The sequence below is a fragment of the Cupriavidus sp. 10L45 genome (assembly GCF_056395225.1).
Window position 1 is genome coordinate 80,008 of the sequence record NZ_JBFTJC010000017.1, and the last position, 26,210, is coordinate 106,217.

33 protein-coding genes are annotated in these 26,210 nt (G+C 64.8%); 11 read left to right on the forward strand and 22 right to left on the reverse strand.

Annotation, left to right across the window (positions count from 1 at the left end):
• Nucleotides 1-8: 8 nt before the first annotated feature.
• From AC1DFU_RS25510 to AC1DFU_RS25600, 19 genes are all read right to left on the reverse strand, one after another.
• The gene (locus AC1DFU_RS25510; protein WP_454763343.1) at nucleotides 9-1,484 is read right to left on the reverse strand and encodes a DUF3383 domain-containing protein; all 1,476 of its coding nucleotides are present in this window, start codon (nucleotides 1,482-1,484) and stop codon (nucleotides 9-11) included.
• 10 nt (nucleotides 1,485-1,494) lie between these two features.
• Entirely contained in the window at nucleotides 1,495-2,085 is a 591-nt protein-coding gene (locus tag AC1DFU_RS25515; RefSeq protein WP_477112892.1) for a phage neck terminator protein, read from the reverse strand.
• A gap of 3 nt (nucleotides 2,086-2,088) precedes the next feature.
• Complete coding sequence (locus AC1DFU_RS25520) at nucleotides 2,089-2,460, reverse strand: hypothetical protein (RefSeq protein WP_454763341.1); 372 nt, start codon at nucleotides 2,458-2,460, stop codon at nucleotides 2,089-2,091.
• A gap of 3 nt (nucleotides 2,461-2,463) precedes the next feature.
• Nucleotides 2,464-3,000 (reverse strand): hypothetical protein, encoded by a 537-nt coding sequence (locus tag AC1DFU_RS25525; RefSeq protein WP_454763340.1) that lies wholly within the window; start codon nucleotides 2,998-3,000, stop codon nucleotides 2,464-2,466.
• A 28-nt stretch (nucleotides 3,001-3,028) separates the two neighbouring features.
• Nucleotides 3,029-3,412, reverse strand: a complete 384-nt coding sequence (locus AC1DFU_RS25530) for a DUF4054 domain-containing protein (RefSeq protein WP_477159742.1) — start codon at nucleotides 3,410-3,412, stop codon at nucleotides 3,029-3,031.
• 40 nt (nucleotides 3,413-3,452) lie between these two features.
• The gene (locus tag AC1DFU_RS25535) at nucleotides 3,453-3,860 is read right to left on the reverse strand and encodes an STY1053 family phage-associated protein (protein WP_477159741.1); all 408 of its coding nucleotides are present in this window, start codon (nucleotides 3,858-3,860) and stop codon (nucleotides 3,453-3,455) included.
• Between the two features lie 10 nt (nucleotides 3,861-3,870).
• Nucleotides 3,871-4,908 carry a DUF2184 domain-containing protein gene (locus AC1DFU_RS25540; RefSeq protein ID WP_477112888.1) on the reverse strand — a complete coding sequence of 346 codons (1,038 nt, stop codon included), beginning with the start codon at nucleotides 4,906-4,908 and terminating at the stop codon, nucleotides 3,871-3,873.
• A gap of 13 nt (nucleotides 4,909-4,921) precedes the next feature.
• Nucleotides 4,922-5,416, reverse strand: a complete 495-nt coding sequence (locus tag AC1DFU_RS25545) for a structural cement protein Gp24 (RefSeq protein ID WP_477106447.1) — start codon at nucleotides 5,414-5,416, stop codon at nucleotides 4,922-4,924.
• A gap of 11 nt (nucleotides 5,417-5,427) precedes the next feature.
• Nucleotides 5,428-6,753, reverse strand: a complete 1,326-nt coding sequence (locus AC1DFU_RS25550; protein ID WP_477159740.1) for a DUF2213 domain-containing protein — start codon at nucleotides 6,751-6,753, stop codon at nucleotides 5,428-5,430.
• Nucleotide 6,754: 1 nt separating this feature from the next.
• Complete coding sequence (locus AC1DFU_RS25555) at nucleotides 6,755-7,387, reverse strand: phage head morphogenesis protein (protein WP_477159767.1); 633 nt, start codon at nucleotides 7,385-7,387, stop codon at nucleotides 6,755-6,757.
• Nucleotides 7,338-8,906, reverse strand: coding sequence for a DUF1073 domain-containing protein (locus tag AC1DFU_RS25560; RefSeq protein WP_477159739.1), 1,569 nt, complete (start codon nucleotides 8,904-8,906; stop codon nucleotides 7,338-7,340). Before AC1DFU_RS25560 ends, AC1DFU_RS25555 begins: the two co-directional genes overlap by 50 nt.
• Nucleotides 8,903-10,453: a phage terminase large subunit gene (gene terL / locus AC1DFU_RS25565; protein ID WP_477159738.1), complete on the reverse strand. Its 1,551-nt coding sequence runs from the start codon at nucleotides 10,451-10,453 to the stop codon at nucleotides 8,903-8,905. Before terL ends, AC1DFU_RS25560 begins: the two co-directional genes overlap by 4 nt.
• The gene (locus AC1DFU_RS25570) at nucleotides 10,404-10,814 is read right to left on the reverse strand and encodes a hypothetical protein (RefSeq protein WP_477159737.1); all 411 of its coding nucleotides are present in this window, start codon (nucleotides 10,812-10,814) and stop codon (nucleotides 10,404-10,406) included. The genes terL and AC1DFU_RS25570 overlap by 50 nt, the downstream gene beginning before the upstream one ends.
• Nucleotides 10,815-10,819: 5 nt before the next feature.
• Nucleotides 10,820-12,199, reverse strand: a complete 1,380-nt coding sequence (locus AC1DFU_RS25575; RefSeq protein ID WP_477159736.1) for a DNA methyltransferase — start codon at nucleotides 12,197-12,199, stop codon at nucleotides 10,820-10,822.
• Nucleotides 12,200-12,421: 222 nt separating this feature from the next.
• Nucleotides 12,422-13,027 (reverse strand): DNA-binding protein, encoded by a 606-nt coding sequence (locus tag AC1DFU_RS25580; protein WP_454763331.1) that lies wholly within the window; start codon nucleotides 13,025-13,027, stop codon nucleotides 12,422-12,424.
• 28 nt (nucleotides 13,028-13,055) lie between these two features.
• Nucleotides 13,056-13,526, reverse strand: a complete 471-nt coding sequence (locus tag AC1DFU_RS25585) for a RusA family crossover junction endodeoxyribonuclease (protein ID WP_477159735.1) — start codon at nucleotides 13,524-13,526, stop codon at nucleotides 13,056-13,058.
• Entirely contained in the window at nucleotides 13,523-14,758 is a 1,236-nt protein-coding gene (locus tag AC1DFU_RS25590) for a DUF1376 domain-containing protein (protein WP_477159734.1), read from the reverse strand. Before AC1DFU_RS25590 ends, AC1DFU_RS25585 begins: the two co-directional genes overlap by 4 nt.
• A 31-nt stretch (nucleotides 14,759-14,789) precedes the next feature.
• Nucleotides 14,790-15,056: a CII family transcriptional regulator gene (locus AC1DFU_RS25595; protein ID WP_313817872.1), complete on the reverse strand. Its 267-nt coding sequence runs from the start codon at nucleotides 15,054-15,056 to the stop codon at nucleotides 14,790-14,792.
• 260 nt (nucleotides 15,057-15,316) lie between these two features.
• Nucleotides 15,317-15,547, reverse strand: coding sequence for a helix-turn-helix domain-containing protein (locus AC1DFU_RS25600; RefSeq protein WP_313817869.1), 231 nt, complete (start codon nucleotides 15,545-15,547; stop codon nucleotides 15,317-15,319).
• A 109-nt stretch (nucleotides 15,548-15,656) separates the two neighbouring features.
• Between AC1DFU_RS25600 and AC1DFU_RS25605 the strand changes: the two genes are divergently transcribed.
• A complete protein-coding gene (locus AC1DFU_RS25605) occupies nucleotides 15,657-16,838 on the forward strand; it encodes a helix-turn-helix domain-containing protein (RefSeq protein ID WP_477159733.1) in 1,182 nt (393 codons plus the stop codon).
• A 547-nt stretch (nucleotides 16,839-17,385) separates the two neighbouring features.
• Here AC1DFU_RS25605 and AC1DFU_RS25610 read toward each other — a convergent pair.
• Nucleotides 17,386-17,601, reverse strand: coding sequence for a hypothetical protein (locus AC1DFU_RS25610; RefSeq protein WP_454763326.1), 216 nt, complete (start codon nucleotides 17,599-17,601; stop codon nucleotides 17,386-17,388).
• A gap of 164 nt (nucleotides 17,602-17,765) precedes the next feature.
• Between AC1DFU_RS25610 and AC1DFU_RS25615 the strand changes: the two genes are divergently transcribed.
• The 9 genes from AC1DFU_RS25615 (at nucleotide 17,766) to AC1DFU_RS25655 (ending at nucleotide 24,137) form a co-directional block, all read left to right on the forward strand.
• A complete protein-coding gene (locus tag AC1DFU_RS25615) occupies nucleotides 17,766-18,053 on the forward strand; it encodes a hypothetical protein (protein ID WP_477159732.1) in 288 nt (95 codons plus the stop codon).
• 100 nt (nucleotides 18,054-18,153) lie between these two features.
• Nucleotides 18,154-18,429 (forward strand): hypothetical protein, encoded by a 276-nt coding sequence (locus AC1DFU_RS25620; RefSeq protein WP_477159731.1) that lies wholly within the window; start codon nucleotides 18,154-18,156, stop codon nucleotides 18,427-18,429.
• Between the two features lie 10 nt (nucleotides 18,430-18,439).
• Entirely contained in the window at nucleotides 18,440-19,234 is a 795-nt protein-coding gene (locus tag AC1DFU_RS25625) for a PD-(D/E)XK nuclease family protein (protein ID WP_477159730.1), read from the forward strand.
• A 39-nt stretch (nucleotides 19,235-19,273) separates the two neighbouring features.
• The gene (locus tag AC1DFU_RS25630) at nucleotides 19,274-20,449 is read left to right on the forward strand and encodes a hypothetical protein (protein ID WP_477159729.1); all 1,176 of its coding nucleotides are present in this window, start codon (nucleotides 19,274-19,276) and stop codon (nucleotides 20,447-20,449) included.
• Nucleotides 20,450-20,567: 118 nt separating this feature from the next.
• Complete coding sequence (locus AC1DFU_RS25635; RefSeq protein WP_477159728.1) at nucleotides 20,568-21,452, forward strand: DNA translocase FtsK; 885 nt, start codon at nucleotides 20,568-20,570, stop codon at nucleotides 21,450-21,452.
• 6 nt (nucleotides 21,453-21,458) lie between these two features.
• The gene (locus AC1DFU_RS25640) at nucleotides 21,459-23,198 is read left to right on the forward strand and encodes an AAA family ATPase (protein WP_477159727.1); all 1,740 of its coding nucleotides are present in this window, start codon (nucleotides 21,459-21,461) and stop codon (nucleotides 23,196-23,198) included.
• Entirely contained in the window at nucleotides 23,195-23,398 is a 204-nt protein-coding gene (locus AC1DFU_RS25645; RefSeq protein WP_477159726.1) for a helix-turn-helix transcriptional regulator, read from the forward strand. Before AC1DFU_RS25640 ends, AC1DFU_RS25645 begins: the two co-directional genes overlap by 4 nt.
• Nucleotides 23,398-23,535 carry a hypothetical protein gene (locus tag AC1DFU_RS25650; RefSeq protein ID WP_477159725.1) on the forward strand — a complete coding sequence of 46 codons (138 nt, stop codon included), beginning with the start codon at nucleotides 23,398-23,400 and terminating at the stop codon, nucleotides 23,533-23,535. The genes AC1DFU_RS25645 and AC1DFU_RS25650 overlap by 1 nt, the downstream gene beginning before the upstream one ends.
• Nucleotides 23,532-24,137 (forward strand): hypothetical protein, encoded by a 606-nt coding sequence (locus AC1DFU_RS25655; RefSeq protein ID WP_477159724.1) that lies wholly within the window; start codon nucleotides 23,532-23,534, stop codon nucleotides 24,135-24,137. Before AC1DFU_RS25650 ends, AC1DFU_RS25655 begins: the two co-directional genes overlap by 4 nt.
• Before the next feature lie 47 nt (nucleotides 24,138-24,184).
• Here the strand turns inward: AC1DFU_RS25655 and AC1DFU_RS25660 are convergent, their stop codons facing one another.
• Complete coding sequence (locus AC1DFU_RS25660; protein ID WP_477159723.1) at nucleotides 24,185-24,799, reverse strand: hypothetical protein; 615 nt, start codon at nucleotides 24,797-24,799, stop codon at nucleotides 24,185-24,187.
• A gap of 35 nt (nucleotides 24,800-24,834) precedes the next feature.
• On the opposite strand from AC1DFU_RS25660, the gene AC1DFU_RS25665 reads away from it, so the two are divergent.
• Nucleotides 24,835-25,788 (forward strand): phosphoadenosine phosphosulfate reductase domain-containing protein, encoded by a 954-nt coding sequence (locus AC1DFU_RS25665; protein WP_477159722.1) that lies wholly within the window; start codon nucleotides 24,835-24,837, stop codon nucleotides 25,786-25,788.
• A 155-nt stretch (nucleotides 25,789-25,943) separates the two neighbouring features.
• On the opposite strand, the gene AC1DFU_RS25670 is transcribed toward AC1DFU_RS25665, so the two are convergent.
• Nucleotides 25,944-26,159, reverse strand: a complete 216-nt coding sequence (locus tag AC1DFU_RS25670) for a hypothetical protein (RefSeq protein WP_477159721.1) — start codon at nucleotides 26,157-26,159, stop codon at nucleotides 25,944-25,946.
• Nucleotides 26,160-26,210: the final 51 nt, after the last annotated feature.

Below are 26,210 nucleotides of genomic sequence, written 5' to 3' on the forward strand. Positions count from 1 at the left end.
TTCCCCTATCAGCGGTTCACGTTGACCAGGATGTCAACGCTGTGGATGGCGCCGGCTTCTTTCGCCGCGACCTGGAACGCCACCGATTTGCGCGCTTCGCGGTCAGCCTGCGACTGAAGCGCGATCGGCGGCGCATAGACGTAGTAGCCCTTGGCCAGCGTGTCGCCCTGCTGCAGCGCACCGAATCCGTCCGAGTTCCAGACGCCCGGGGCCAGATAGCCGTTATTGACTGCGGCCACACAGGCTTCCTCGATCTTGTTGGCGATCAGCGCGTTGCCCGCGTCAGTCTGCGGGACCTTCGTCTTGCTCTGGTACAGCAGGTTGTACACATCGGTCTGGATGCGGTTCTGGAACCAGATCGAGTTGTAGATGGAGTCGATGAAGATGCCGCTGGGCGTCACGCCGTACTGCACGATTGCCGTGTCGTTGTCGTACTCCACGAACACGTTGCCCCGCTTGTCCTGCAACACGTTGGCCTGGCTGCTCGACAGGGTCTCCGGCACGATGCCCGGCTCCTGCTTGTACATCAGGGTGATCGTCGTGTTGTTGCCGTTGAAATTGGTGGTCAGCAAGCGGCCGAACAGCGACGCCGCGGCGTACGGGCTGTTGCTCGAGTACTGCGCGAACGAGTACTTGTAGCCCTTGGCCTTGAACCGGGACAGCAGGTCCGTCGTCGCGGTACCGTCCAGCGCCTGCGGTTCCTGCGTGGTGGCGCCGTAGATATGGCGCTGATCCGCCTCAATCAGGTCTGCCACGGCGACGTGCTGGTCGTTCGTCAGCGACGTGTCAGCGAACTGGATACCTAGGAACTTGTTTGCGAAACGGTCCAGGAAGAGGTTCACGCACGCCTCCGGGGCTTCGGCCAAGATGCCGTCGACCGGTACCGAGGCCAGGCCGCTGGTCATGCCCAGCATGGCCGAGATGTCGGTGCCCGAGCCAGTCGGCGTGGCATAGCTGACCTTCGAACTGGTGCCCGTGGTCGGCGAGGCGATCACGAACTGCGTGCCGTTCCAGACGCAAGTGGCGCCGGCCAGTGCGGTCTGGATGATCGTGGCCACACCGTTCAGGTTGGTCACGCCAGAGAAGTCCATCGCCGACACGGTCTTCACGGTCGCGTCAACCGTGACCTTGAACGAGCCGGCCGTGACCGCCTTCCAGACCGTGATGTCCTTCTGGGCGACGGACAGCGCTGCGCCGCGCAGCGAGCCGGCCGTAGCGGTCTTCGCCCAGCGGCCGATATTGAGCTGCGACGGCTGGGGCGTCTGCTGGAAGTACAGCAGCGCGGCCAGGTATTCCGGCGCCGTGTTGCCAAATTCGCTGCCCACGGCGTCGATGGTGCCGTACGAGCGCATGCGTTCGTTGGTGTCGATCACCGGCGAAGCGCCCAGGATCACCTCATTGTTGAGGTTGGCGCCCTGGGCCGCCAGCGGCGACATGTTGATGGAGACGTTGATCAGCCGCGATACCGGCAGTCCGTTGGACATGGTCATTCCTCTACTGGTGAATGTTCGTCGTCGCGGCCACCGGCGGCACCGAGTCGGTGGTGCTCTGCACTTCGGCGGACAACAGGTTGAGGACCGGATAGGTCCGGGTGATCTTACGGCGCAGCACCAGCGTCAGGTCATAGCGCCGGTTCCACTGCTGATTGATGAGTGCGGGCGCGGGCTGGATGTCGCTCGCGCTGACGAACTTCATCCCGTTCAGCGCCAGCTGCTCGCTGTTCTGCGGAATGGACATGCTGTCGGCCAGGCGCTGGGCGTATCCCTTCGCCGCCGGGCCGTAGAACGAGCACATCAGATCGATCTGCTGATGCCGGGTGTAGGTGTCGCTACCGTCGCCGGCCGGGTCATGCCGGATGGCCGGGCCTGAGTCGTTCGTCTGCACGCTGACGCCCATGGCGCACCAGTTCTCGGTCGGCTCTGGCTGCTTCGGGACGGTCGGCTGCCAGCGCGGCCGCACCATCTCCCCGGGCAAGCCTGTCACCCCTGCGACCAGTTCCTGCAACAGGTTGTCGAGGTCCTCGTCGTCTGGCGGCACCGGCGCCGTCGGCGCAAGGTAGCCGCCGGTGGCGCTGGTGTTTGCCATGGATTACCCCGAAAGTGGTTTCAGGTCGCAGACGGCGGCCACGAAGCCGCGCCCGAAGTGGCTGTAGTCATTGACGCTGACCACGGTATAGGTCCGCCCCTGCCAGACCACCTCGTCGGCGTCCTGCCCTGGGCTGCCGTCCTTCAGCCGAAGCGGCGTATGCAGCGTGATCGACCCAGTGATCAGGCTGCCGTCCGAGCCGCGCTGCAGGATGTCGCCCTTGTCGCTGGTGACCACGGCGGCAAACGGCGTAGCCGTGGGCAAATTCTGGGCGCGGCCGTGCCCGTCGACAGTCTGCGCCATCCGGTTGCACACCAGGCCGGTGTCCATGAAATCCGGATCGAGCAGCACGTCGACGACGTCGAGTTGTGCCATAGGCTATTTTCGTTTGCGGATCACATAGGTGACCGCGTTGCGTAGCTGACCGGTGTCGATCAGCGGCTTGGCCAGTTCAGTGCTGGGCTGTTGGCCAGCGGCGCGCGCCGCCAGCTCCTCTTTCGCCCCCTGCCTGCCGCGCCGCGCGCGCTTGCGCAGCGTCGCCTCGCTCAGCGCCGGACCGATACCACTGTTGATGCGGCCCCGTACGGACGACTGCGCGACCTGGCCGGCCATTGCCATGCGCCGCTGCGCGCCATCGATGTCGCCGTCGAGCGCGGCTTCCACTCCCTTCTGCAACTGCGGCAGGGTCTTCGGCTGCGCGGCGGCCACGCCCGGCACCAGGAAGGGGCGCGCAGGTAGGTTGATCTCCGGCGCCCCGTTCTCCTGGATGTATCCAATTTCCGCGTTGCTGAGCGGCGCGCCCTCGTCCTTGCGCCCTGCGGTGCTGTCGGGAATGCCCACCAGCACCTGTTTGTCGACCAGGCCATTGATCGACTGCAGGACGTCTTTGAGCCGGTCCGTCTTGATGAAGCCCATGGGGAGATCTCCCGATGGGCCAGCGCGGCTACAGCTGCATGCCGCCTGCGCCCATCATTCTGGCGAGAGTGAGGTACCGGACGCCGTAGGTCGTCAGGTTCCACATACCGGCGTCGTCCATGGTCGCCGCGCCCGTGTCATAACTGGCGCTGACCTTGTCGACTGCCTTGGAAGAGAGGGGGCCGGTGACCTGTCCCGGCGTGCCCCCGACGGCGGCGGTGGCTTCGTCGCGCGCGGCCAGCACGAGGTGGTGCGCGGTACAAAGCTCGATGCCCTGGTCCGTCAGGACGCCCCAGCGGCACGGATTGACGAGCGACACCGAGACCGTCAGCCAGAACTGAACTGTCGCGTCCGGATACTTCGTCTCGTCGTCGAACTCGGGAAAGTCCTGTCGGAACTGTTCAGGTGTCATAGGTCGTTGGCTGATGCCCCTCGCGAGGCATCATACCCCCTTACTTCTTGCTGGACTGCTTGGCCGCAGCGTCCGCCGCCTTTTCGCGGTCGGCGATGGCCACCTCGCGGGTGTCCAGCGCTTCGGCGCGGGCGTTCAAGTCGGCTTCGCGCTGCTCGGCTGCCTTCTCGCGGTCGGCAACCGTGCCGGCGCGCAGTTCGAGAACGCCCTGCAGCTCCTTCAATTCCTTGGCCTTCCCTTCCAGGAACTGGCCTGCGGAATCCAGGGCTGCCCGCTGCTCGGCCAGGTCACCGGCCTCCCCACCCGCCGCCGGCTCCTCGCCGATATGGGCCTTCACGAACCAGTGCTCGGCCACAGCCGGTGCCACGGTGTGGTTGCCCACGGCGAACTCGTGCTTCTCGCCCTCGTGCTGGAGCACGAAGGCCTTGCGAACGTAGATCTTCGGCATGTCGCGCTCCTCAGATGCCGTCGCGGTAGCCGATCAGCTCGGGGTACACCACCTCGACCACGCCCAACCGGCCGAAGTAGGTGGTGAGCTGACGGATATCGCGGTATTCCAGCGGCGTGCGCTGAAGCGGCACCAGCGGGAACCGGACCTTGTCCTGCTCCTTGGTGTACGCCATCATGCGGTCCGCGTTCGCAACCCCGCGCTGGAACAGCCACTTCAGCGGTTGGATGTTCAGCGGCCGGCCGTTGATGGAGTTCGAGATCGTGTTCTGCTTCACGTACTCGAGGATGCTGATGTTGCCCGCATCACTGACCTTGCGGCTGACCAGCAGACCGAACTTGGCCGGCGGCAGGCGCAGCTCGGACGGGCATACCGCATAGGCGGAGGCCGCCCACACGCTCGTCAGAAGCTCATTGACGTCCGCGACGATCTGGTCCGGCGTGGCCGTCGTCCAGGTTCCGGTGGCGGCGTTCGACACGTTGGTGACCGTCGCCGCATTCACCAAGCCGGTGACTCCCAGCACGGTATCGCCGATGTACACCTGCTCGTCGACGTCCATGTTGTGCTTGAGCTGCATGCCGGTGAACTTTTGCTGGTCCACCGGGCGCCCCAGCTTCTGAGCGGATTCCAGTTCGGGGATGGTCCAGCCGATCTGCATGCCCCACAGCGTCAGCGGGCTGGCCGTCTTGCCGATGTCCAGCGCAATGCCGGCGATGGCCGAAGCGTCCTTACCGATCCACGACTTGCCGTTCGGGGAAGCGCCGCCCGCAGCGGCGAAGCTGGAGTTCGTGAACGACGACGTCTCGTCGGCAATGGACACGTCCTCGCGCAGGTCGATATCGCGCGACCAGGTCACCGAGGCCAGTGGGCCGTGCAGCGTCTGGTCCAAGCGCTCCAGCTCGCCGATCAGGAAGGCGCCCGTGCTGTCGATCGTGCGGCTGTCGAAGGTCAGCATGCTGTCGCGCGTGCGGGCGCGAATGATCGCCGGGGCGTTGACCATGGCGATGGCAGCCGCCGCGGCCATGCGCGGGAGGATGATTTTGCTCATTCTGGGAAACCCCTTAGATGTTGTAGGCGATCTCGACGTTGCCGTTGGCATCGCCGGCGTTCATAAACGTGGCGCCAACAACCGCGATGGTGTTGGTGCTGTCCGCAGCCGCCTCGATGCCGCCGATAGGCTTGCCAGCGGCAGCTGCGGCAACCCGCACATACACCTGGCCACCAATGGCCGGCGTGCCGGCGTTGTTCTTGATGGTCATGTAGCCCCGGCGCATGACGTCCGCGACGCCGGTGGTCGGAGGCGTTGCCGTGCCGAGCGGCTCCGAGCCGGCGCCGCCGGTGGTCGGGTACGGACGGACCAGCAGGCCATACACAGCCGTGGCGGCGTCACCGCCGGCGATCGGCACGAACTTGCCGGCAGCGATCTTGCCGAACAGCCCGTAGCCCGGGAACGGCAGCGCCGAGTTCAGGATCTGCGACTCAACGGTCGCCTGCGACTGGCGCGAGATATCCCCGGGGATGCCCGAGGCCATGCGATACAGGATTGCGTTGCCCATGTGGCACTCCCTTAGTTGGCGGACCGGTCGGCCCAGTACTTGCGGTTGGCTGCGTTGATGTCGGCGGCTGTGCGGGGCTTGCCGAAATCCTTGGTCTTCGCGACGCCGTCGTGCGTGCGCCCGTTGTTCTGCGCCTTGATCAGCTCGCTGGCGCCCATGAACGCGGCGTTGATCAGCGCGGCGGGCAGCTTCTCGAAGTCAGCGGTCAGGCCGCCCAGGAACGGCGCGATAGCGGCCTTGCCGACATCCGTCCGGTACGCGACGTCGAGCGCCTTGCGCTGGCACTTGCAGAGCGACGCGGCGCGGTCCTTGGTAGTGATCTTGGCGTCGAAGGTCGGCAGCTTGATGCCGGGGGCCAGGATCTCGGCCCGCGAGGGGATGCTGGCCGCCGAGTCGCCGGTGTACAGGACGACGTCGGCCTGGCTGAGCGTGCCAGCGGTGTTGGGGTCAGTCAGGTCGCCGTCGTCTCCCGTCTTCTTCTTGTCCGGGTCGTCCTCGTCCTCGTCGTCGGTCTTTTCCTTGTCCGAGTCCTTGGCCTTGCCCTTGCCCAGCGCGGCGATGGCGGCGTCCTGAGCGTCCATGCGTTTCAGGATCTTGGTCAGCAGTTGGGACGTGGCGTCGCCGGTCTTGCTGCCCTTTTCGCCCTTCTCGTCATCCCCGTCGTCGGGCTCCTCGTCCATGGCCTCGGCTTCCTTGGCCAATTCCTCGGCGCCCTCGGCGTCCTTTGCCATGAACGCCGCGCGGATGCGGTCGGCGAACGTACGCTTGCCTTTGGGCTTGCTGTCTTTGGTCTTCATGTCTTCGGGTTCCTTATCGCCAATGGCGCAGCGCGGGCCGCAACGGCCGCGCTCAACCAGGGCTACGTGGTTGACAACGATGTTCCGCTGTTCCCCGCGGCCGGGTGATACCTGGATGTAGTCAGCTTCGTAGCCGAGGCTGACTTCCTCGATGTGCTCGTCCTGCACGGCCTTGATGGCGTCCGGATGCTTGATCAGCAGGTCGGCAACCAGCAGGTCATCGGCCAGGCCAGTGCCGCGGCGCGGGTTGAGCATCACGCCCTGCGTCAGGGCTGCGTAGTTGGAGGGCTGCACGAAGTCGTCCGGGTGATCGAGCGTCGCGTCCTTGCCCATGCAACTGGCCATCGTCTCTGCCCGGAACACCTCTTCCGGTGTGCGGCTGATGCGGATCAGGCCGTCAGGCCCAGGCTCGACGGGTACCTCGCCCGGGCCGTACAGCATCTCGCCGGTGCGCGCCACGGGCACTTCCTCGCACAGCAGGAAGCCCTCGGGCGTCAGCGAGCGCTTGGGGCCCAGCTTCTGTACGGTGTAGAAGCGCATATCAATCCTCGGGGATCACAGGTTCCGGGTAGCAGCGGCAGTTCGGGAACTGGCCGGCGTGGCCTTTCATCCCGTCCAACCTGGGCGGGTCATCCCAAGCGACGAACTTGCCTTCCATTTCACGATGCGACTCGCGCACGTCGCCGTCGCCGGACGTCCGCCAGAAGTACCCAGGCGAGCCGACATGCAGCGCGCGCGCCTCGGTCAGGGTCGACGCGGTGCGCGCGACCTCGGTCCGGGCGATCAGGTCGGCGCGGCTCTTGGCCACGTCGCCCGATGCCTGAATCGCCTTGGAGATCTCCGACGCCCTGGTGCTGTCCTCGATGCCCTCGATGGTCAGCTTGTGCACACGCTTGGCCGCATCCAGCGGGATGGACTTGATCAGCGTCACCTGCTCGCCCATGAGGGCCTGCATGGTGGCGCCGGTCGGCGCCGTGCGGATCTCCTGCCGCAGCGCGCGGGACAGCTCGGCCGAGTACTGCATCCAGGCCTTTTCGTCCCGCCGGTTCACTTCGGTCAGCATCTCGGCCGCGGCGCGCTCGGCCCACGGCGTCAGCGCCTCGGCGTACCGCTGCAGCAGCTGCTCAATCGTCGGCAGGACGCCGGGATCGCCAGGTGGAAAGCCATTGACCAACACGCCCACCTGCTGCGCGACCTGTCGCAGCTGCGTCCGATACACCCTTTCCGGTCCGCTTGTCCTTACCGGATTGCGGCGGCGCTTCCGGTCCGTTGTTCGGGTCATCAACATCAGGGATTTCCATTTCCGGCGCCGGGGGCGGCTCGTTCTCCGCGTCCTCGATCGCATCGTCCGTGATGCTGGTGAACACCCCGGTGCTGTGGCTCGACTGGCGCAGCTCCTTCATGGCCGTGGGCTTGTCGACCAGGTCTGCGTCGTAGGCCTGCGTCACCGCCTCGGTCACCGTCTTGGCGTTCTGCGCCTTCTCGGTGTCGGACAGCTGCCACAGCGACGTGAACCCGTAGGCGAAGCCTTCCGGCGGCGGCTTGCCCAGTTCCGACCGGATCACCACGTCATACAGCCGCGTGACGGGCGCGCGCAGCTTCCGTTCCTGCTGCTGCTTCGTGTTGTCGTAGTAGGTCCGCAGGTCCGATTCGCCGGTGCTGTTCAGCCCGGCCGGCGACTGGCCGAACAGGCGCACCAGTGGGATGCCCAGGGCGCCAGACAACTGTTGGCCGAACTGCATCAGGACGCTGTCCAGCCCGGTGAACTGGTAGGTATCCGTTTGCAGCTCGTCTGCCGCGTCGATTAGGGTCAGCCCCTCATTCGACTGGTACCGGCGGATGAAGTCGACGTTCTTCACCAGCGCTTCCATCGCCGGGCCGCCCATGGCGATGATCTCCCGCAGCTTGTCGACCTTGTACGTGCGCAGATGGGCCTTGTAGACCAGCTGAGCGGCGCCAATGGTGGTGCTGTCGAACGCCACAAGCCGGTCAATCAGGCGCTCGATGACCGACTGCCCCCAAAGGTTCTCGGCAATCTTTTGCCAGTACGGCAGGTCCACGCCGTCGATGCGCAGCACCCGGCTGTAGTGGATCCGCTGGCGCTTCAGCGCCATGCTCTCCGCCACCACATCGTAGTAGCGCGGCTGGCCCATGTCCGGGCCCATCTCGGTGACCAGGTCCTCGAGCGACGGCTGCACCAGCCAGCGGTCCAGCACGTACAGGCCCTTGAACTGGTCTTTGCCGATGCTGTCCAGCCGCAATGGCGTGCGTGGGTCCTGCCCATCGATCAGCATCACCGCCAGCGCGCCGCCGTAGAGCCGCGCCCACTTGATCGTGTCGTTCAGGCGGTCCCAGAGGCCCATCCGCTCGAAAGCGGCGTTCAGCTTGTTCTGGTCGGATGGATCCAGTTCCGCATCGATCTCGGTGCCGGCGCGCGTCATGTCGTCGGCCACAACGTCGACGGCCTGGCCAACGATCCAGCTCGACCGGTACATAGCCTCCAGCTGCACGCGGTTGCGCGAGATGAAGTCGAAGCCGTAGCTGAACTGCGACGCCTGGTTGTTGGTGCCCAGGCCCAGGCGGGCCTCGAAGTTCTGGAAGCTGTCGCCGGTCATCCAGCGCTTGGCACTGGCGGACGCAGCCACCTCGGCCCGATGCGCACGGATCTGCGCTTTGCGTTGGTTACGGTTCATTGCTGTCCGAGTTTGGTCCAGATGTCCAGCGACCGGCCGCCGGCCAGCATGTCATTGATCGCATCCACCATCGGATCGATCTGGTCATCGTGTGCGTGCGTGTCGTCAGGCGTGAAGGCGTCGCATTCCTGCGTGAAATCGCTCACCCACTCGGCCGTCTCGGGAATCATCACCAGGCCGGCGTCGATGTAGCTGACCACGTCCATGACGCGGACCAGCTTGTCGCGGTGCCGCTCGATGCCCTCGACGGGGATGGTCCCCGACGCCTGGATGTCCTGAATCAGCCCGGTGCCGCTGGCCTTGTCCTCGACGCGCATCTTCACAAGCGCCGCGCCGAAGTGGAAGTCGTACGGCAGGTGCTTGTTCCAGAAGTCGATGGCCTTCTGCCGCAGCTCAGGCGCCGGCCACTTGCCCCGGATCTGGTCCAGCAGGTAGATGCGGCCGTTCTTCCCGTGCCCCCAGCACTGCAGGACGCTGTAATCGTTCCGCTCGGCGGTCTTCTGTGCCGTGTCGGCATAGATGACGCGCTTGTGCAGCTCGGGCGCCACCGTGTACCGCCCGAAGTTGGCGCTGCGGATGATGCCGCCGCCCAACGGGCTGGGGCGCTGCATGTACTGCCCACTGAACACATACCGGTCAGCCTTCTCGCTGGCCAGCAGGTCGTCGAGCGGTTCCTTGTAGGGCCAGTAGCTGAACCGGCCGTCCTCGTCCTTCTCACCCAGCTCGACCAGCGCGCGCACACGCTCGGGCAGCTGTTCGACGTACTCATCGGTGATCAGCGCCGGGATCTCGATGAATTCCCAGTCGCCCGGCACCTTGCCGGCCTTGATGAAGCCTGTCGGGTCTTCCTCGGCCAGCCGCTGCATGATCACGATGATCGGCGTGTCCGGGTTGGCCTTCCGGCTCTTCACCGTGGACAGCAGCTTGCGGTTCGCCTTGTCGCGATTCGGCTTGCTGTACGCGTCCTCGACCTTCAGCGGGTCGTCGATGATGATGGCGCCCTGCCACCCATCGGTCATGTGCCCGGCGCGGAAGCCGGTGATCTGGCCGCCCAGCGACACCGCGTACACACCACCGGCCTTCTTACCGTCGGCGATGACGTTCCAGCGCTTCTTCGATTTCGCGTCGGGCGCGATCGACAGCGGCCACAGCGCCTGGAACTCGTCCGACTGGACAATCTCGCGCGCCGTCTCGCTGTTCAGCAGCGCCAGATCATCCGAGTAGGAGATGTGCAGGAACCGCGCGCGCGGGTTCACGGCCAGGCCCCGGGCGATCAGGTTGATCGCCACCAGCTCGGTTTTCGACGAGCCCGGCGGGACGTTGATGACGACGTTCTTCAGCTCGCCATCGATGACACGCTGCACCGTGTCCGCGATCAGCACGTGGTGCCAGTTGACGCGGAACTTGATGCCCTGCCGGTGCTTGAAGAAGTACCGGCTGAAAAACAGGTGATCGCGCTCGCACTTCGCCTTCAGAACGGCGCGCTCGACGGACGGGTCAATACTCGTCTTCGAGTTTCGCGACAGCGGCTGCGACCTGTTTTTCATCGACGACGGTGGTTCGTTGCTCGACCGGCCCGCCGTCCTTGCCTGTCAGCTCAATGCCTGTGGCCGGCTCTTTCCATCCCGCCCGCACCTTCATCCAGAAGATGGCGGCGGCCACTGCGCCCTTGCCGGTCCCGGTTGCGTGCTTGAACAGTGACTGGGCGACTAGGGCGTTCGTCTTGTCGGCCGCGTTGTCCAACTCGGCGCGGAAGTGGACACGCAGCGTCTTGGCCGTCATCGCCTTGCCCGTTTGTGGATTCACGATGCAGCTGGCGATGTACTCGTGGGGTGCACCGAACCCGGCCAGCGAGCTAACCAGCCTGCGGTCCTCCTCAGTCGGCTCGAAAGGTTTGCGTCCCGCCATGGGTATCACTCGTCAGGTTCGGGGAACAGATCGTCCGCCAGCACCACGTCACCGGACGCCGCCACGGCGCGCTTCCAATCGCCCTTCACGAACACCAGTACGTTCTGGTGCACCTTGCCCAGCTTCCGGCTGGCCGCGAACTGCTTGCCCGCGCGGATTGGGGCACTGCCCAGCGCGGTCAGCAGGATGGCTTCGTTATACAACCGCATGCCGGCATCGATGAACGCGTCGATGGTGTCCGACACGAAGTTCCAGTACGGGCCGGTGCCGCGCTTCTCGCGCACGTCGCCGACCACGAAGCAGGCGAATCGGTCACGCTTCAGCAGGCTGACGGCGCCGACGATCACCTCGCGGTAGGCCTCCATGAAGGCCGGATAGTCCATCGTGGACAGGTCCGCTGGATCGTCCGAATACCGTTCCAAGTCCGCATACGGCGGGCACGAGAAAAGGAAGTCGGCCTCGACATCGGGCAGCCGCCGCGCGATCTGCCGGCTGTCGCCCACGTGCCAGGCTGGCGCGGGATCTTCGGTCTGCACCAAGTGCAGCTGGCCACGGTTGGCCTCGACCTGCTCAGCGCGCAGCTCCATGCCCACATACGGGCGCCCGAGGCGCGCCGCTACAACGCCGCGCACGCTGCCACCGGCGAACGGATCAAGCACCAGGCCGCCCGGCGGGCAGAACCACCGATAGGCCAGCTCGCACAGCACTGGGTCGAAGATGCTGGTGCGGTGCTGCGGCGTGGCGCCCTGCTCAGCCTTCTGGTGGTCGGACGCCGACGCATAGGCCGGCGCTTCGCGGCCCAGCTCGGACTGGATGCCCAGGCCCAGCCATGCGGCCTTGCGTTCCTGCCACGCCCCGTCGCGCGCGTTGAGCGTGCTGAAGGGCGGCACCATGAACTGCTCGGCCAGCGTCCGGCGCTGCGCGCTAGGCGCCGGGCCGGGTGGGTCCAGCAGGTCGCCCAACTCGTCAGGCGTGAAGCCGATCACAGTCAGGTCGAACTCGGCGTCGCGCAGGTCCACCAGCTCGGCGGCCAACAGGTCGACATCCCAGCCGGCGTTCTCGGCCAGCTTGTTGTCCGCGAGGATGTATGCGCGGCGCTCGTCCGCAGACAGGTGCGACAGGTCGACCGTGGGCACTTGGCCCGGGACCGGGCAGTTGGCGATGGTCTCGCCGGCTGCCCACATCTGCGTGGCCGCTTCCAGCCGGCCATGGCCTGCCAGCAGCCCGTCACCAGCGGTCAGCGCTGGATTGGTCCAGCCGAATCTGCGCAGCGACGCCTTGATCTGCTCTACCTGGGGGGCGCTGTGCGTCCGTGCATTGCGCTCATGGCGGACCAGCTCGTCGGCCGCGCGGTAGCGGAGTGTGAGCTGATCGGACTTTTTCATACGCGGTAAAAATGCACGGGCGGGGAATGAAAAATGCCCGGAACGGGTAGCCGGGCAAAGCCACCTGGGAGGGTGGTAGGAGACAAACGGGACGGCAGCGAATCGGGGCCAGAAATGCAAAAAGCCCGCTTGCGCGGGCTCTGGACGTAATTCGCAGGTGTATCGAATGAGGGGCATTTTTGTGCATGAAATGCACAATGTCAAGAAAAACCCGAAATCCGCCTACGCTTCGGCCTGCTCTTCGAGGGCAACCATCCCCGCCGCCATGAGCCTGCCATCGATGGCCAGCCAGGCTACAGACTCGACGCCAGGTGCCGCCATCAGGCCCTTCTTCCGTTCGCCTTCGATCCACAGCTTCAGCTTGGCGTTCTGCGCGCTGACCGTGTTGCGGTGCGCGCCGCAGTCCTCGGCGATCTGCTGCAGGTCGACACGGACGCCGAAGATCTTCTCCAGGATGGACCGCCGCACCCGGTAGTGCGAGAACGAGCCAGCCAGTTGCTGCATCGCGCGCTCGGTCAGCCATACGATGGCCGCGTTCCATTCCGGGTTCGGGCGCCGGGCGGCGCAGCATGGCCGGCCGCAGTCGCAGATGACGTCGCGCGGCGCACAGCGCGCGGTGAGCACCGCCTGGTGCAGCTCGGGCAGCATGCTGAGTTCGAGACGGACCATGCCTGCCTGCGCCGCACCGTCGACGCCAACCAATCCCTTCCCCGAGCCGATGGCCGGCGTCATGGCCTTATTCATGGCCGATGCCTGGTACTGCTGGCCCGAGTAGTTGAACGCGAACACCAGCGCCGCGTGCGAGCTGTCGAAAAGGCGTTCTTCCATCGTGTTTTCCCCGGTCACATTCATTCCTTCACGCCGCCTGTAGCGGCAACTGTTCCACGCTGACCTGCACGCATGGTGACGTGCTGTAGCGCTTGCTGATGCGGTATTCCACTGCCTGGGCATCGTCGAGCCAGACAATGCCGTTCATGCCGTCCTTCACGGCCTTGAGCACGTTGTCGGCGTCCGGCTTCTTGGTGGCTGCCACGAGACCCGCTGCGGCGTCGCGCTGGCGCTTCTTGGACCAGCTGGCCGGGATCTGCAGGTTGATGTCCAGCCACAGCTCGACCGGGCCCTCTATGGGCGGCAGCCCCGCCATGGCCTGTGTGGCGAAGAGCTTCACCAGGTTCTCGTAGGTGGCGGTCTTCTCGGGCGTATAGGTCCGGACGAAGCTGCCCTGCCGCGCGAACTTGGGCCGGCCCTTGGCCACCGGCTGGCCCGGGATGGCGAATGCCACCCGGCGCAGCGACCGCGATTTGTCGAAAAGCGAATTCGTCGTCATGCCAACACCTGCCCCGGCGCCACGCCGTACATGAGCCGGTACACGCGCTCGAACTCGCCCGGGTTCATCCGCTCGGCTTTGCTGACCTCGCGCTCCATGAGCCGCTGGTCTCCCGACACGGCGATGACGCGCAGCCGGAACCAGATCGCGTGCTCGTCCGGGTCGCGCTGGACGCCCAGCTCTTCCGCCTTGGCCTTAACGCCTTCCGCCGTGGCATCCCAGTCGGACGCGGGCGGCGTGTCACCCATGGCCTCGTCGAGGAACATCTCCAGGAACCCAGGGTTCACCGGCGACGTGTCCCTGTCGGCATCCCTTCGCGCGCACGCGAGGGCATGAGCCCGGAGCAACGTCGGCACGCCGATGCAACGATCCGCAATCCGGAGCAACGCCTCGTGCGCGCGCGAGGACAGCCGCAACGCCCTGCCCTTCTCGGCCTCGAGCTGCACCAGCAGGTCGCCCATCGCGTCAGCGGAAAGCGGCGGCGGCGCGGAGTTATCCACAGCCCCCACGCCGTCTGTAGCACCTTCGCCGCCGTTTACGCTTTTAAATTCTCCCTCTCCCTGTCCCTCTCCCTGTCCCTGTCCCTGTCTCTCTCTTAGCCGTGACTGACCGGGTATGTCCTCGTGACTGTCACGCACCTGTCCGCGTGACAGGTCGTGACCGGTTGTGACTTGTCCGTGTGCCACCTCTGCCACAAGGCGCCGCAGTTCTACGGTAGTGGTGTTCCATGGCAAGGACTGTCCTGCGCCGCGTAGCACCTCAAACATCCGTGCACGCTCTTCGCGCTCGCGCCGCTTCCGATCGTTCTCGTGCTCGGCCTTCTCGCGGCGCTCGACCTTGGCGGCCCAGCTCTCCAGGGCCTTCTCGCAGACGGTCGGGTTGTACAGCCTGCCGTCGCTGCACTTGACCCAGCCGCGCATGACCTCGTCGCGCACCTTCGTCCACTTCGCCGGGTCGCACATGGCCAGGTCGGCCAGCACGTCGTCATCGTCTTCGAGAGAACCGGCCGGCACGTCGTGCCAAGCAGCCGTCCAGAGGTTGATCTGATAGAACGCCAGCGCTGGGTTGCGCTTCGCCTTCAGCCACGACTTCGATCGCCTCAGGCGGTTGATCTCCAGCGGCATGAATGGAAAATCCCGCAGGTCGCAGTCCGGCGGTGTGAGTGGTGCAGGCATGTCCGTCATCCCAACATCCCCCAAAGAAGCGAGCCGACCACCGATGCGAACATCCATGCGGCAACGCCGAGGGTAATGATCTCGTCCATCACGCCACCTCCAGCCCCTTCCGGGCCAACGTGCGCAGCGCCTGGTATTCGTCGCGGGGCAGGCAAACCATGCTGTCGTCGCCGGGGGCGACAACGTCCAGCTCGAGCACCTCGAACAGCGTGCAGAACTCGGCGAAGCTCAGGCGGTGCCCGCTGTTGTTCAGGAAGCGCGAGAAGTTCGTCGCTTCGACGCCGATGCGTTCGGCCACCTTCTTCTGCGTGAGCGGAGCAACGCGGTTCAAGACCATCGATTCCAAGCTAGGCATGCGATGCTCCAATGTGCTCGATCGATTCCATAGGATTGACCCCAACGAAACAACACAGCCGGGCGCCACGGCGGCCGGCCAGAATGAAATGGGAAACGGGTGCTACTTCCTGATGCCGGGCGGCATGGCGGCGAGATCGGCGCGGGCGCAGGCCCGGGCGCGGAACAACAGAAAGCGACTGCGCGCGACGCAGCATGGTCATACCCCCGGTCGGGCCGCGATGGGCCCGTTTAACAATGCGCGGACACGCCGCGCCGACTTCAAGATCCACCAGAACTCCGCACAAAAGCCCAGTCGACTTTGTCGTTCAGTTGTTCGCAGGTCACCGCGCCTTCAGTGATGCGCTCAATCGCCGGGCAATGTTCGGCCGGCACCTGCCGCCCTTCATCAGTCCATTGATGGACGGCGCCTTTGGTGACGCCGAGAAGCTTGGCCAAGGCCGCGTAGCCCCCTACCAAATCAGCCGCACGCTTAACTGGGTGATCGCTCATGATGGAAAATCAGTCCGAAATTGCGAGTAAGTATAGAGTATCTAGACATAAGGGTAAAGAAATCGTAGACCTCTCGTGTTTAGATTCTCTGTACTATCGCGCGATGGAAATGAAGTCCTGGATCCGTCTCGCTCGCAAGAAGGCTGGCCTCACGCAGGAGCAGCTGGCGGAAAAACTCGGCCTCACAAAAGGCAACATCTCGGCTTGGGAGAACGGCCGGCACGAGGCGAGCTTCGCCCAGCTCGCAGCGATTGCTCAGCTCAGCGGCCTGCCAATCGGCCACGATGCGTCGCCAGCCGTGGCGAATGCCGGCAGCATGATGGACTGGCAAAAGGAAGACGCTGCACGGCTGAGCGCTCTCTTCGCCCAGCACCGCGGGCGCCTGAGCGTGGACGAATTCAGCCGCCGATTTGAGATCGGGCCAAAGATCGCGCAGTACTTGTCTGGTCAGACCCCGCTGACAATGGAGGCGGCCGTGGGCTTCGCGCGCGGGCTCGGAGTCGAATTGGACTCCATCAGTCCACGCCTGGATGCAGAGCGCCGGCGGCCGCCCACCGATTCCAATGAAATCGTCCGCCTTCAGCCGGGCGCTGAAGACGGCAACACGCCCGCAGATCGCCTTCAGTTGGTGATGGCGGAGCAGCATCTGGATGTCAATTCCCTGGCGAAGCTACTATCTGTCGAATCGGCCGTCGTGCGTTCATGGCTCGAACCAGGTGCACCGAAGCTCCAACTGCACCACGCGGTGAAGCTCCAGGACGCCTATGGATACAGCCCTGCGTGGCTCATCAATAAGTCCGGCAACCCAAAGCTCAACAACACCATCGAGCCAGAGCTGGACGAGCCCTCGCTGCCGTTCGACACGATCCAAATCCCTGATAACGCTTTCAGGAAAATCCCGGTTAGAGGCATGGCGCAGTTAGGCGACAACGGTCACTTCGTCGACGTCGAATACCCCGTAGGGCATGGCGACGGCTACGTTTTCTTTCCAACCAAAGATCCGGACGCATACGCACTCCGGTGCAACGGCGAGTCCATGCGGCCACGCGTGAAGCACAATGAATTTGTGGTGGTCGAGCCCAATACGCAGATCCAGAACGGCGACGAGGTTCTTGTGAAGTCGCAGGACGGCCGTGTGATGGTTAAGGAACTGGCTTATGTCCGCGATGGCATCGTCCACCTTTCGTCGGTGAACGAACGCCACGGCATGCTCAGGATTCCGCAGGACCAGATCGAGCGAATGCATTTTGTCGGCGGCATCGTAAAACGATCGGCTTGGCGACCTGATTGAACCCACAAAGGGGCCAAAGAGTGTTCCGGATGACTCAACGCTTCGCCACAGCCAAGTCGATGACGATGGTGTGTGGCGCCTTGTTCGCGAGCATTCTGTCCATCGATGCTTCCGCGGAGATGGGTGGTCCGCGACTTACGTACTCCCATATATCGAACGCATGCGTGGTATTCACACGACCAGGCCTGCCTACAACCAAAGCCGCCGATGGCAGACCCGTACTAGTGTTCTTTCGAACTTGTGATGCCAATGCACCAGCAGGTCAACCTCAGAGCGCATATGGAGATTTCCTATCCGAAATACAGGAAGTAAAGCTGGACTGTGCGCGCCAGCAATACAGCATTCAGAGTAGCTTCGAGTTTGACCGGCAGTTTTGGATGGGAACGAAACGGCCCAGAAATTTGAGTCCTGCCCCCCAACCCTTTCCGGAAGGGCACGACAGAGAGCTAGGTGCGCTCTTTCGAAGTGCATGTGACCCAATCAGACGAAATGCGCCGACCATGTAGCCAGTACCAATTGCCCGCCGACCCGGCGGGCTTTTTGTTGCCTATTTCCCGCGCTTCGTCGCCGCGACCACCCTCTGGTCCAGGCCCACGCGATAGAGCGTAGCGCCGACCTGCGTGAGCAGCGCCCTCTCCTTTCCTTGGATTGCCGGATCGCACAGCAGCATCGCCAGCCCGGCGATCACGTCGTCAATCTCCAACTCCACATCGTCGTCGAGCGCCATCTGCTCGAACGCTCGGATTACGTCATCCGGTCCCATTTGTCGTTTCTCCGCTACTAGGTGCGGGCGAGTTTAGCGTACGCATCTGGTCGGCAGGTATAGAAGACATGGACTATGTATAGATTCACTTGACTTCGTAAGTCTAGCCTATCTATACTTTCTCCACGCCGCTGACGTTCACAGCGGTTCGCTGGAGACAGACGATGCCAAATGCCATACCCCTTGCTGCCGCGTACCAGCATGCGCACGACGCGCAGCAGCGCGCCGCCGGCGGCCAGGTAGTTTCCATTCGCACCCTGGTGCGCGAGACGCTGACCCGGATCCACGGCCGCGACCATTTCGAGTTCCGCGGCACCGCTGAGGATTCGGTCTACGAGGCTGCGCTCGACCGCAAAAACTCCCTCGACATCTACCGCTCGCCGGCCATCGCCTACCGCTACTGGGAAGGCGACGAGTACGTGGTGATGGTCCGTTGCTTCGGCCTGGACTGAGCCCGGCCATGAATCGCGACTTCTTCCTGATCGCACTGCTGATCTGCACGGCGCCGCCGCTGGTGGTGCTGGCCGCAACCCTCTTCAGCCGGGGATGGCAATGAAGCGCCGTCCGACCACCCGCCGCGCCATCGCCGAGCTGCTGGCCCTCTGGGTCGGCACCACGCTTGCCATGGCGGCCTTGTTTGCCGTCTACAACCTGGCCAACGCCGAGCCGAGCCGAGCCGAGCCAGCCTGCATCCACCACGTCCCGGAGCGCCACGTGAATCCCGAAATCACCTGGGAGGCCTGGTTGCGCGCGCAGCGCGCCGCTGGCTTCCGCCCCACCGGCCGTTGGCTCGCCAGCGGTGAACCCGAATTGATCCGCATCCACTGAGGCCACCCCCATGAACATCGTCACCATCCGTGCCAGTTCGCTGGCCGAACTCTTCGACTGCCCGGCGCGCTGGGAAGCGAAGCACATCCTGGGCATGCGCATGCCCTCGGGTGCGGCCGCGCATCTGGGCACCGCCCTCCACGCCAGCACCGGGCTGTTCGACCAGGCCACGCTCGACGGCTCGCCCATCACCGCCGACGACGCCGCAGGCGCGCTCGTCGACACGATCCGCGACAAGAACGCCGAGGTCGACTGGGACGAGACCAATCCGGCGGATGCCGAACGCATCGGCCTGGCGCTGCACGCTCGCTACTGCGTCGACATCGCCCCGCGCCAGCACTACATCGGCGTCGAGATTGCCTGCGATCGTCTGGAGATCCCCGAGCTGGGCCTCGCGCTGACTGGCACCACGGACCGCGTGCGCACCACGACTGACGGCGCAGGCATCAGCGACTTGAAGACCGGCGGGCGAGCGGTGGGCGCCGATGGTGTCGCAGTCACCGCCGGCCACGGCCCCCAACTGGGCGTGTACGAGTTGCTGGCCGAGCACGCCTTGGGCATCCCCATCAGCGCGCCGGCGCAGATCGTCGGCCTGAACACCGGCAAGACAGCCGCAGCACAGCGCGTTGGCGTGGGCGAGATCGTCTCCCCGCGCGCGGCGCTGCTGGGCACCGAAGAACAGCCAGGCCTCCTGCAGCACGCTTCCCGCCTCATCCATTCCGGTGCCTTCTACGGCAACGGCAAGTCGGTGCTGTGCTCGCCGAAGTACTGCACGCGCCACGCCACCTGCCCCTACAAGTCCTGACCACAAATTTCGAAATTTCGAAACTTCGAGAGATCCACTATGTCTGCAACCGCCACCCTTGAACAAATGCGCGCGCCCGCCGTGCGCGAAGCCGCCCCTGCACCCGTCGTCACGATGGGCTTCGGCAGCCTGCAGTCCTTCGAACTGATGCAGCGCGCCGCCAACCTGCTCGCATCGTCCACCCTCGTGCCTGCGGCGTACCGCAAGGTGATCGAGAAGCTGGACAAGTACGGCAACGTGAAGGAATCGCGCGAGAACCCGAACGCGCTGGCCAACGCCGTCGTCGCGCTGAACATGGCGCAGCGCATGGGCGCCGATCCGCTGATGGTGATGCAGAACCTGTACATCGTCGAAGGTCGGCCTTCCTGGTCGTCGCAGTGGATCATCGCCGCTATCAACGGCAGCGGTCGATTCTCACCGCTGCGCTTCGACATCAAGGTGCTGGGCAAGAAGAATGTCGAGCGCACTGAAACGGTCTGGGAAGGCGGCAATCGCACCAGCGTCACGAAGAAGGTCGACATCCTCGACAAGGTCTGCATCGCCTGGGCCATCGAGAAGGAAACCGGCGAGCGCCTGGAATCGCCGGCTGTGTCGATCGAGATGGCCGTGAAGGAAGGCTGGTACACGAAGAACGGCAGCAAGTGGCAGACCATGGACGAGGTCATGTTGCGGTACCGCACGGCCAGCTTCTTCGGCAAGCTCTACGCCCCCGAGCTGCTAATGGGCCTGCAGACCGTCGAGGAAGCGCAGGACATCATCGATCTGAACCCGGACGGCTCGTACTCAGTCGCCAGCGCCTCGGTCAACGAACTGCGCGGCGCGGCACGCACCGCCGCGGCCCAGCCCGCCGAGGTAGTCGAGCACCCCGAGGAGCCGACGGGGGCGACGGACGACAACCAGTCGCCCGACGATGCAGGCGACGAGGACGGCGGCCAGCAAGCCGACCTGATTCCGGCTGACGAAGGCAGCCAGCAACAAGGCGACAGCGCACCGCTCAGCTTCAAAGGCGTGAATCGCGAGCTGCTGCAGGCGCAGACCGTCGAAGACCTCGACTTCGCCCGCAGCCAAATCAAGCAAGTGGCAGGCGAAGCGGAACAGGCCACGCTGCACCAGGTCGCCTCGCGCCGCATGCGCGAGTTGACCCAGCCCTCCGAGGACGCCGCGCCGGCCCAGCAGACCGCCCGCCGCCAGCGCGCACCCATCAACGCCGACTGAAATACCTGTGAGAGAGGACTGCCCGCGCGGACGGCTGTAGCGCGGGAGGAAGAACAGCGCCGCGCCGCCGAATGCTGAGGCGCGGCCCGAATGCAGACACGCACACCAGGACACCGAAATGAGCCAATCGCCCGAATTCAAAGCCACGATGAACATGACCGCCAACACTCTCGGTAAGGACCTGCTGTCCGCCCTGGTGCTGGAAATGAAGATGATGCCCGACACGTGGGTGAAGCTGTCCGAGAAGAAGCAGAACGACATCATCGACCGCCTGCGCAGCCGCGTGGACGCGTCCGTGAAGATGGCCGTGCACCTGATCGCCGCGAACGGCCGCACCGTGGTCCAGGGCGATCTGGACAAGATCACCATCAAGGACGGCGCTCAGGCGCTGATCAAGATCGGGAAGTCGGTTGCCGCGCTGCACGAACTGGCCGAGGCCCAGGGCCAGGCCGTGCTGCTCGTGTTGAGCGGCGGCGAAGGCCAGTACACCGGCGGCATGGACGAGGTGCGCGGCGAGTCCGACCAACGCGCGTTCGAGATGGGCCGCGAGTACACCGACGGCGATGGTGATGGCATGCCGGACGCCGGCGCGCCAGCGGATGACGGCGTTGTCGACGTCGACGCCAAGACCGTCGCTATCGAGCATCAACCACTGCAGGAAGAGCTGGATGCCGCCTATCGGGCAGGCCGCGAAGCAGCTGCAGAAGGCAAGCCCGAGAGCGATTGCCCGGTGATGGCCGGCGCCCTGTGCATCGAGTGGGTGAAGGGCTGGAAGGACTGGCACGACGAGCATCCGGAAGAGGATCCGATCTACGCCAATGTCGAGGCCTTCGTCATTGCGAAGCAGCGCGTATCCATCACCCAGATCCAGCGCCACTTCACAATCGGCTACAACCGCGCGGCCCGCCTGGTCGAGCGCCTGGAAGCCAAGGGCATCATCAGCGCGGCTGACGCGGACGGCCAGCGCAAGGTCCTGAAGAGCACCGAAGACCAGGAAGGGTAAGCAGCCATGAAGATCACCGCCATCCACGCCCGCAACTTCCTCGGCCTTCGGGCAGCCGACATCATCCCCTCCACGCCGGTGTCGCTGATCTGCGGCCCGAACGGCGCAGGCAAGTCCAGCCTGCAGGAAGCCGTGCGCATGGCCCTGACCGGCGAGAGCGTACGCGTGGGCCTGAAGAAGGAATACGGCCAGCTGCTACACGATGGCACCGAGTCGGGTTCGATCGTGGTGTCAGCCGGCCCCCAAGCGAACAGCATCGCCCTGCCCTCAGGCAAGCTGACCGCGGGGCTGCAGGCTGACCCGCGCCTGCCGTACGTGCTGGATGCGCAGCGCTTCGCCCGCCTCGAGGTCAAAGAGCGTCGCGCGTTCCTTTTCGACCTGATGGGCCTCAAGCTCGGTACCGACCTGGTCCGCGAGCGCCTGGTGGCGCGCGGCTGCCACCCCAAGAAGATCGAGGCGGTGTTGCCGCTGGTGCGCGCCGGATTCGACGCCGCGGCGAAGGAAGCCCAGACCAAGGCCACGGCGGCCAAGGGCGCATGGCGCGCCGTCACTGGCGAGACTTACGGCTCCGTGAAGGCCGGCGACTGGAAGGCCGCGGTGCCGGCCGGCGCGCTCGCTCCCGAAGACGTGAACGCTACGATCTCCGAGCTGCAGGCCGACATCGCCGAGGCGTCGACCGAGGCCGGCGGCATGCAGCGCCAGCTGGGCGAGATGGACGCCGCCGCGCGCCAGCGCGTCGCCCGCGACACGAAGATCCGCGAGCTGGCCGACAAGGCAGCCGGCCTGGCCAAGGCCCAGGAATCCGTCGACCGCGCGCAAGCCGAGCGCGACGATTTCTTGCCCAAGGTGGAAGCCTTGCGTGCGGCGGCCGGCGGCAAGGTGGCCGGCATGCCCTGCACCTGTCCCGAATGCGGTGTGTTGCTGCAGTACCTGGCCGGCCAGCTGGCCCTGCGCGAGCAAACGCAGGCTGATCCGGAAGCCGCCGGCCGGCTGCCCGAGTACGAGCGCAGCCTGACCGTACTGGAAAACGCGCTGAAGAGCCGCACCGCTGAGCGCGATGCCGCAAAGGCCGCCGCCACGCAACTCGACCTGCTGCGTAAGGACGCCGCGGCCGATGCCGGCGACGAGGATGCCGAGCTGCGGAAGACAGTCGAGGCTCAGCTGGCAAACCTGCAGGCAGCCATTGCCGCGACCGGCAAGGAGCTGGAAGACGTGCGCGCAGGCCAGCGCGCCGTCGCGCAAGCCGCTGAGCAGACCACGCAGGCCGCGCAGCACCACGCCGACGTGGTGGCATGGGATGCCCTGGCGGACGCCCTCGGCCCGGGCGGGATCCCGGCGGAGCTGCTGGCCGAGGCGCGGGGCCCGATCAACGAACGGCTGGCAGCCATGGCCAACCTGTCGGAATGGGCACGCGCCGGCATCGAGGCGGACATGGCCATCACCGCCGATGGCCGGCCATATGCGCTGCTGTCCGAGTCCGAGAAATGGCGGATCGACGCGATGATCGCCGAAGCCATCACGCACCTGACGGGCCTGCGCCTGCTGGTGCTGGACCGGGCAGACGTGCTAATCGGTGCCGAGCGTGATCGGCTGTTCTGGTGGCTCGACGACCTGGCCGCCGACGGCGCGATCGACACCGCGCTGGTGTTCATGAGCCTGAAGGCGCCGCCCGCCGGCCTGCCGGACGCCATCACGCCGTTCTGGATCGAAGACCACGAGGTCGGCACGGTACGGGAGGCAGCATGAACACCCAACAGCAACGCCGGATCATCCGGCTGCCGGAAGTCTGCGAGCGCGTAGGCCTGGGCAAGACGGCCATCTACGGCCGCATCAAGGACCACACGTTCCCTTCCCCGATCAAGCTCGGCCGCGCCAGCGGCTGGGTCGAGGAAGAGGTGCAGCAGTGGGTCGACCAGCAGATCGAGGCATCGCGCGGGAAGCACTGATGTCCACCACATCCGCGTTGGGCATCAGCATCGTCACCGTGATCGCCTACATCGCCGCGAGCGTGTGGGCGGCGCGCCGCCAAGCGAACTGGATGGCCGAGATGGAAGAAGAATTCAAGAACAGGAAGAAACGATGACCATGAACCTTGATGCGCTCGAGCGGGCCGCCATGGCCGGCACGATGAAATGGCGTGATGCCCATGCGCTCGTATCATTGGCGCGCCAGCTGCTGTGCCTGCGCGCCGTCGCGCGTGATTTCTATAACACCACCGTCGCCAATCCTGAGTTGCGCCTGTCCGCAAGCAACAAGAAGGTCCGCGACGAGGCTATGCGTGCGGGAGAACGCCTGCGTGAGAGCCTCGAAGCCACGGCGCCGAGCGCCGCGCCCCAGAGCGAGCATGCGGACAATACGCCGCTAATCACCGCAAATCCTGCGGTGATTGCCTTGGGCACGCTGCCCTACCCGACCGAGCCGACCGACGCGCTGCTCGAAGTGCTGGGCCTGATGCTCTACACCACCACGCCTATCGCGCATGCCCTGCGCGCGGCCGGCACCGACATCCCGAAGCGCTGCGAGGAAGAGCAGGCGTACGTGCTGCACTGGCTGATCCAACTGGCGCTGCAGCACGGCGTGGAGTGGCGCGCGCGCGCGCGGAGGAGCATCGAAGAACTGCAGGCAGCGACACGTAGAGCTGATTTCGGCGGCGCGCCCGGCGCTGGAGCAGGGGATACGCTGTGAGTCGGCGCGGATACGACGTGTCGAAGCCAGCACAGGGGACAAGTTGGCTACGACTGATGACGTTCGTTCACACGCTCGCAGTGATCAAGAATCCCTCTAGCGCTCTCATCAAGAATTTTCCCATGGTTCGACCAAGCATCGCATTGGGTGACGAAATCGGATTCCAGCGCGTGCTGAGCCCGCCCCTGGTTTGCAATCACTGTTCTCCGCATCTGTTCGATGTGCATCCGAATACCAGCACAAATTACGCCGGAAACGAAATGGACGTCTTGCTCTTCCAGCCGACGCGCCGCTTCGGAAATCGCCAACATGGAACTGAGATCGAACGAGAAGCCATTCACCGATGGGACCCGAGAAAACGTTCTGACGTCGCCATGCAGGTTCTCGCACAGAAGTCGGAATTCGAGGGTCAGAGCCCGGAGCCTGCGGGCGAGCCCAAATCGCTGCTGATCCCGCTCCCAGAGCGCTGTGACAGCTTGATTGTCCTGCTGTCGCCAAGGAACGTAGATAGCAATGGCGATGCCGGCGACCGAACCGATAGCTTGAAACCAAGCAGCGACCCCGTCCTTGTCCGGCCACACTGCGTGGCACGCCAGCGTGAGAAGTGTAAGAGCCAAGAGTCCGAACCCGAACTCCACGTACAGCCACAGCCGCTTCAACATCGTGAACCCCTCCATTTTTTGGGAGGCATCCTAGCATGAGCGTCGTCCACGTCGTCTCCATGTCCGGCGGCAAGGACAGCACCGCGACCGCGATTCTCGCGATTGAGCAGCATGGCCGTGCAGCGTGTCGCTTCGTGATGGCTGACACCGACAACGAGCACGAGATCACCTACGAGTACGTGGACTATCTCGCGGAAGCCCTAGGCGTGACCATCCATCGAGTCCGACGGGACTTTTCTGGAGAATGGTGGACACGCCGGGACTATGTGCGCGATGTATGGCCGACAAAAGGCGTCCCCGATGCTACTGTCGCTCGCGCACTCGGAGTTTTCGATCGCGGTCCCACCGGGATTGCTTTTCTTGATCTCTGCATCATCAAAGCCCGCTTCCCCAGCCGCATGGCTCAGTTCTGCACGCACGAGCTGAAGGTAATACCCATCACCGAACACCTCATGTCCATCATCGAGGAAACGGGAAGCATGGTGTGGTCGTGGCAAGGCGTCCGTATCGAAGAGAGCCAGTCCCGACGCACGCGATTCCAAGGCACCGGCGCGTGCGTCGTTGACTTTGATGAGGTCGGTGCTGGCCTGTTCAACTATCGCCCGATTCTGCGTTGGACATGGGAAGACGTGTTCGAGGCCCACCGACTGTACGGCATCAAGCCTAACCCCCTCTACCTCCGTGGCCGCAAGCGGGTCGGCTGTGTATGCATCAACTCCAGCAAGGAAGAAATCAACGCCTGGGCGAAGCAAGACAAGGCTCACATCGAACGGATCGCGGAATGGGAGGACATCGTCTCCGACGTGAGCAAACGCGCCAACGCGACATTCTTCCCGGCACCCGGCGACAACGAGACTGCTCGTGAACGCGGCAACGTTTGGCAGAAGGTGGAATGGGCGCGCACCACACGCGGCGGCCGGCAATTCAGCCTTCTGGATCAACTCGACGAGCCCACTGCGTGCTCGTCATCGTATGGACTGTGCGAATGACCGGGGCCACCGCCACCTCAGGCCATCAGCTCGATGATGGGCACCACCCTACTGCCCGCCGAGACAGGCGAGACGTTCATGCTCTCGGCTACACCGGTATGGGTGCGGCCGGTGGCAATGGCGCTGACGGTGGCGCAGCCGGAGGCCGCGTAATGTCAGCTCTCAACCTCATGCCAGCCGGCGAAGCTGTCGTTCATGTTGTTCTCGTAGGTCCATTTCGTCCCGCACGTCGAGCAGATGAACGACGTCTTGATGACGGGTGCCTTCCCGAACGGGCGGATTTTCTCACTGCCGGTTTCAACAAGGGCGTCGTGCCCCCGTTCCCCGCGGCTGTCGGGGAGGATCGAAAAGCAAGCATCGCACTTCGCCATGGCCGTCTCCCAAGAATGGTGACGTTAGGTGGCACCAATGAAGTTGCCGGT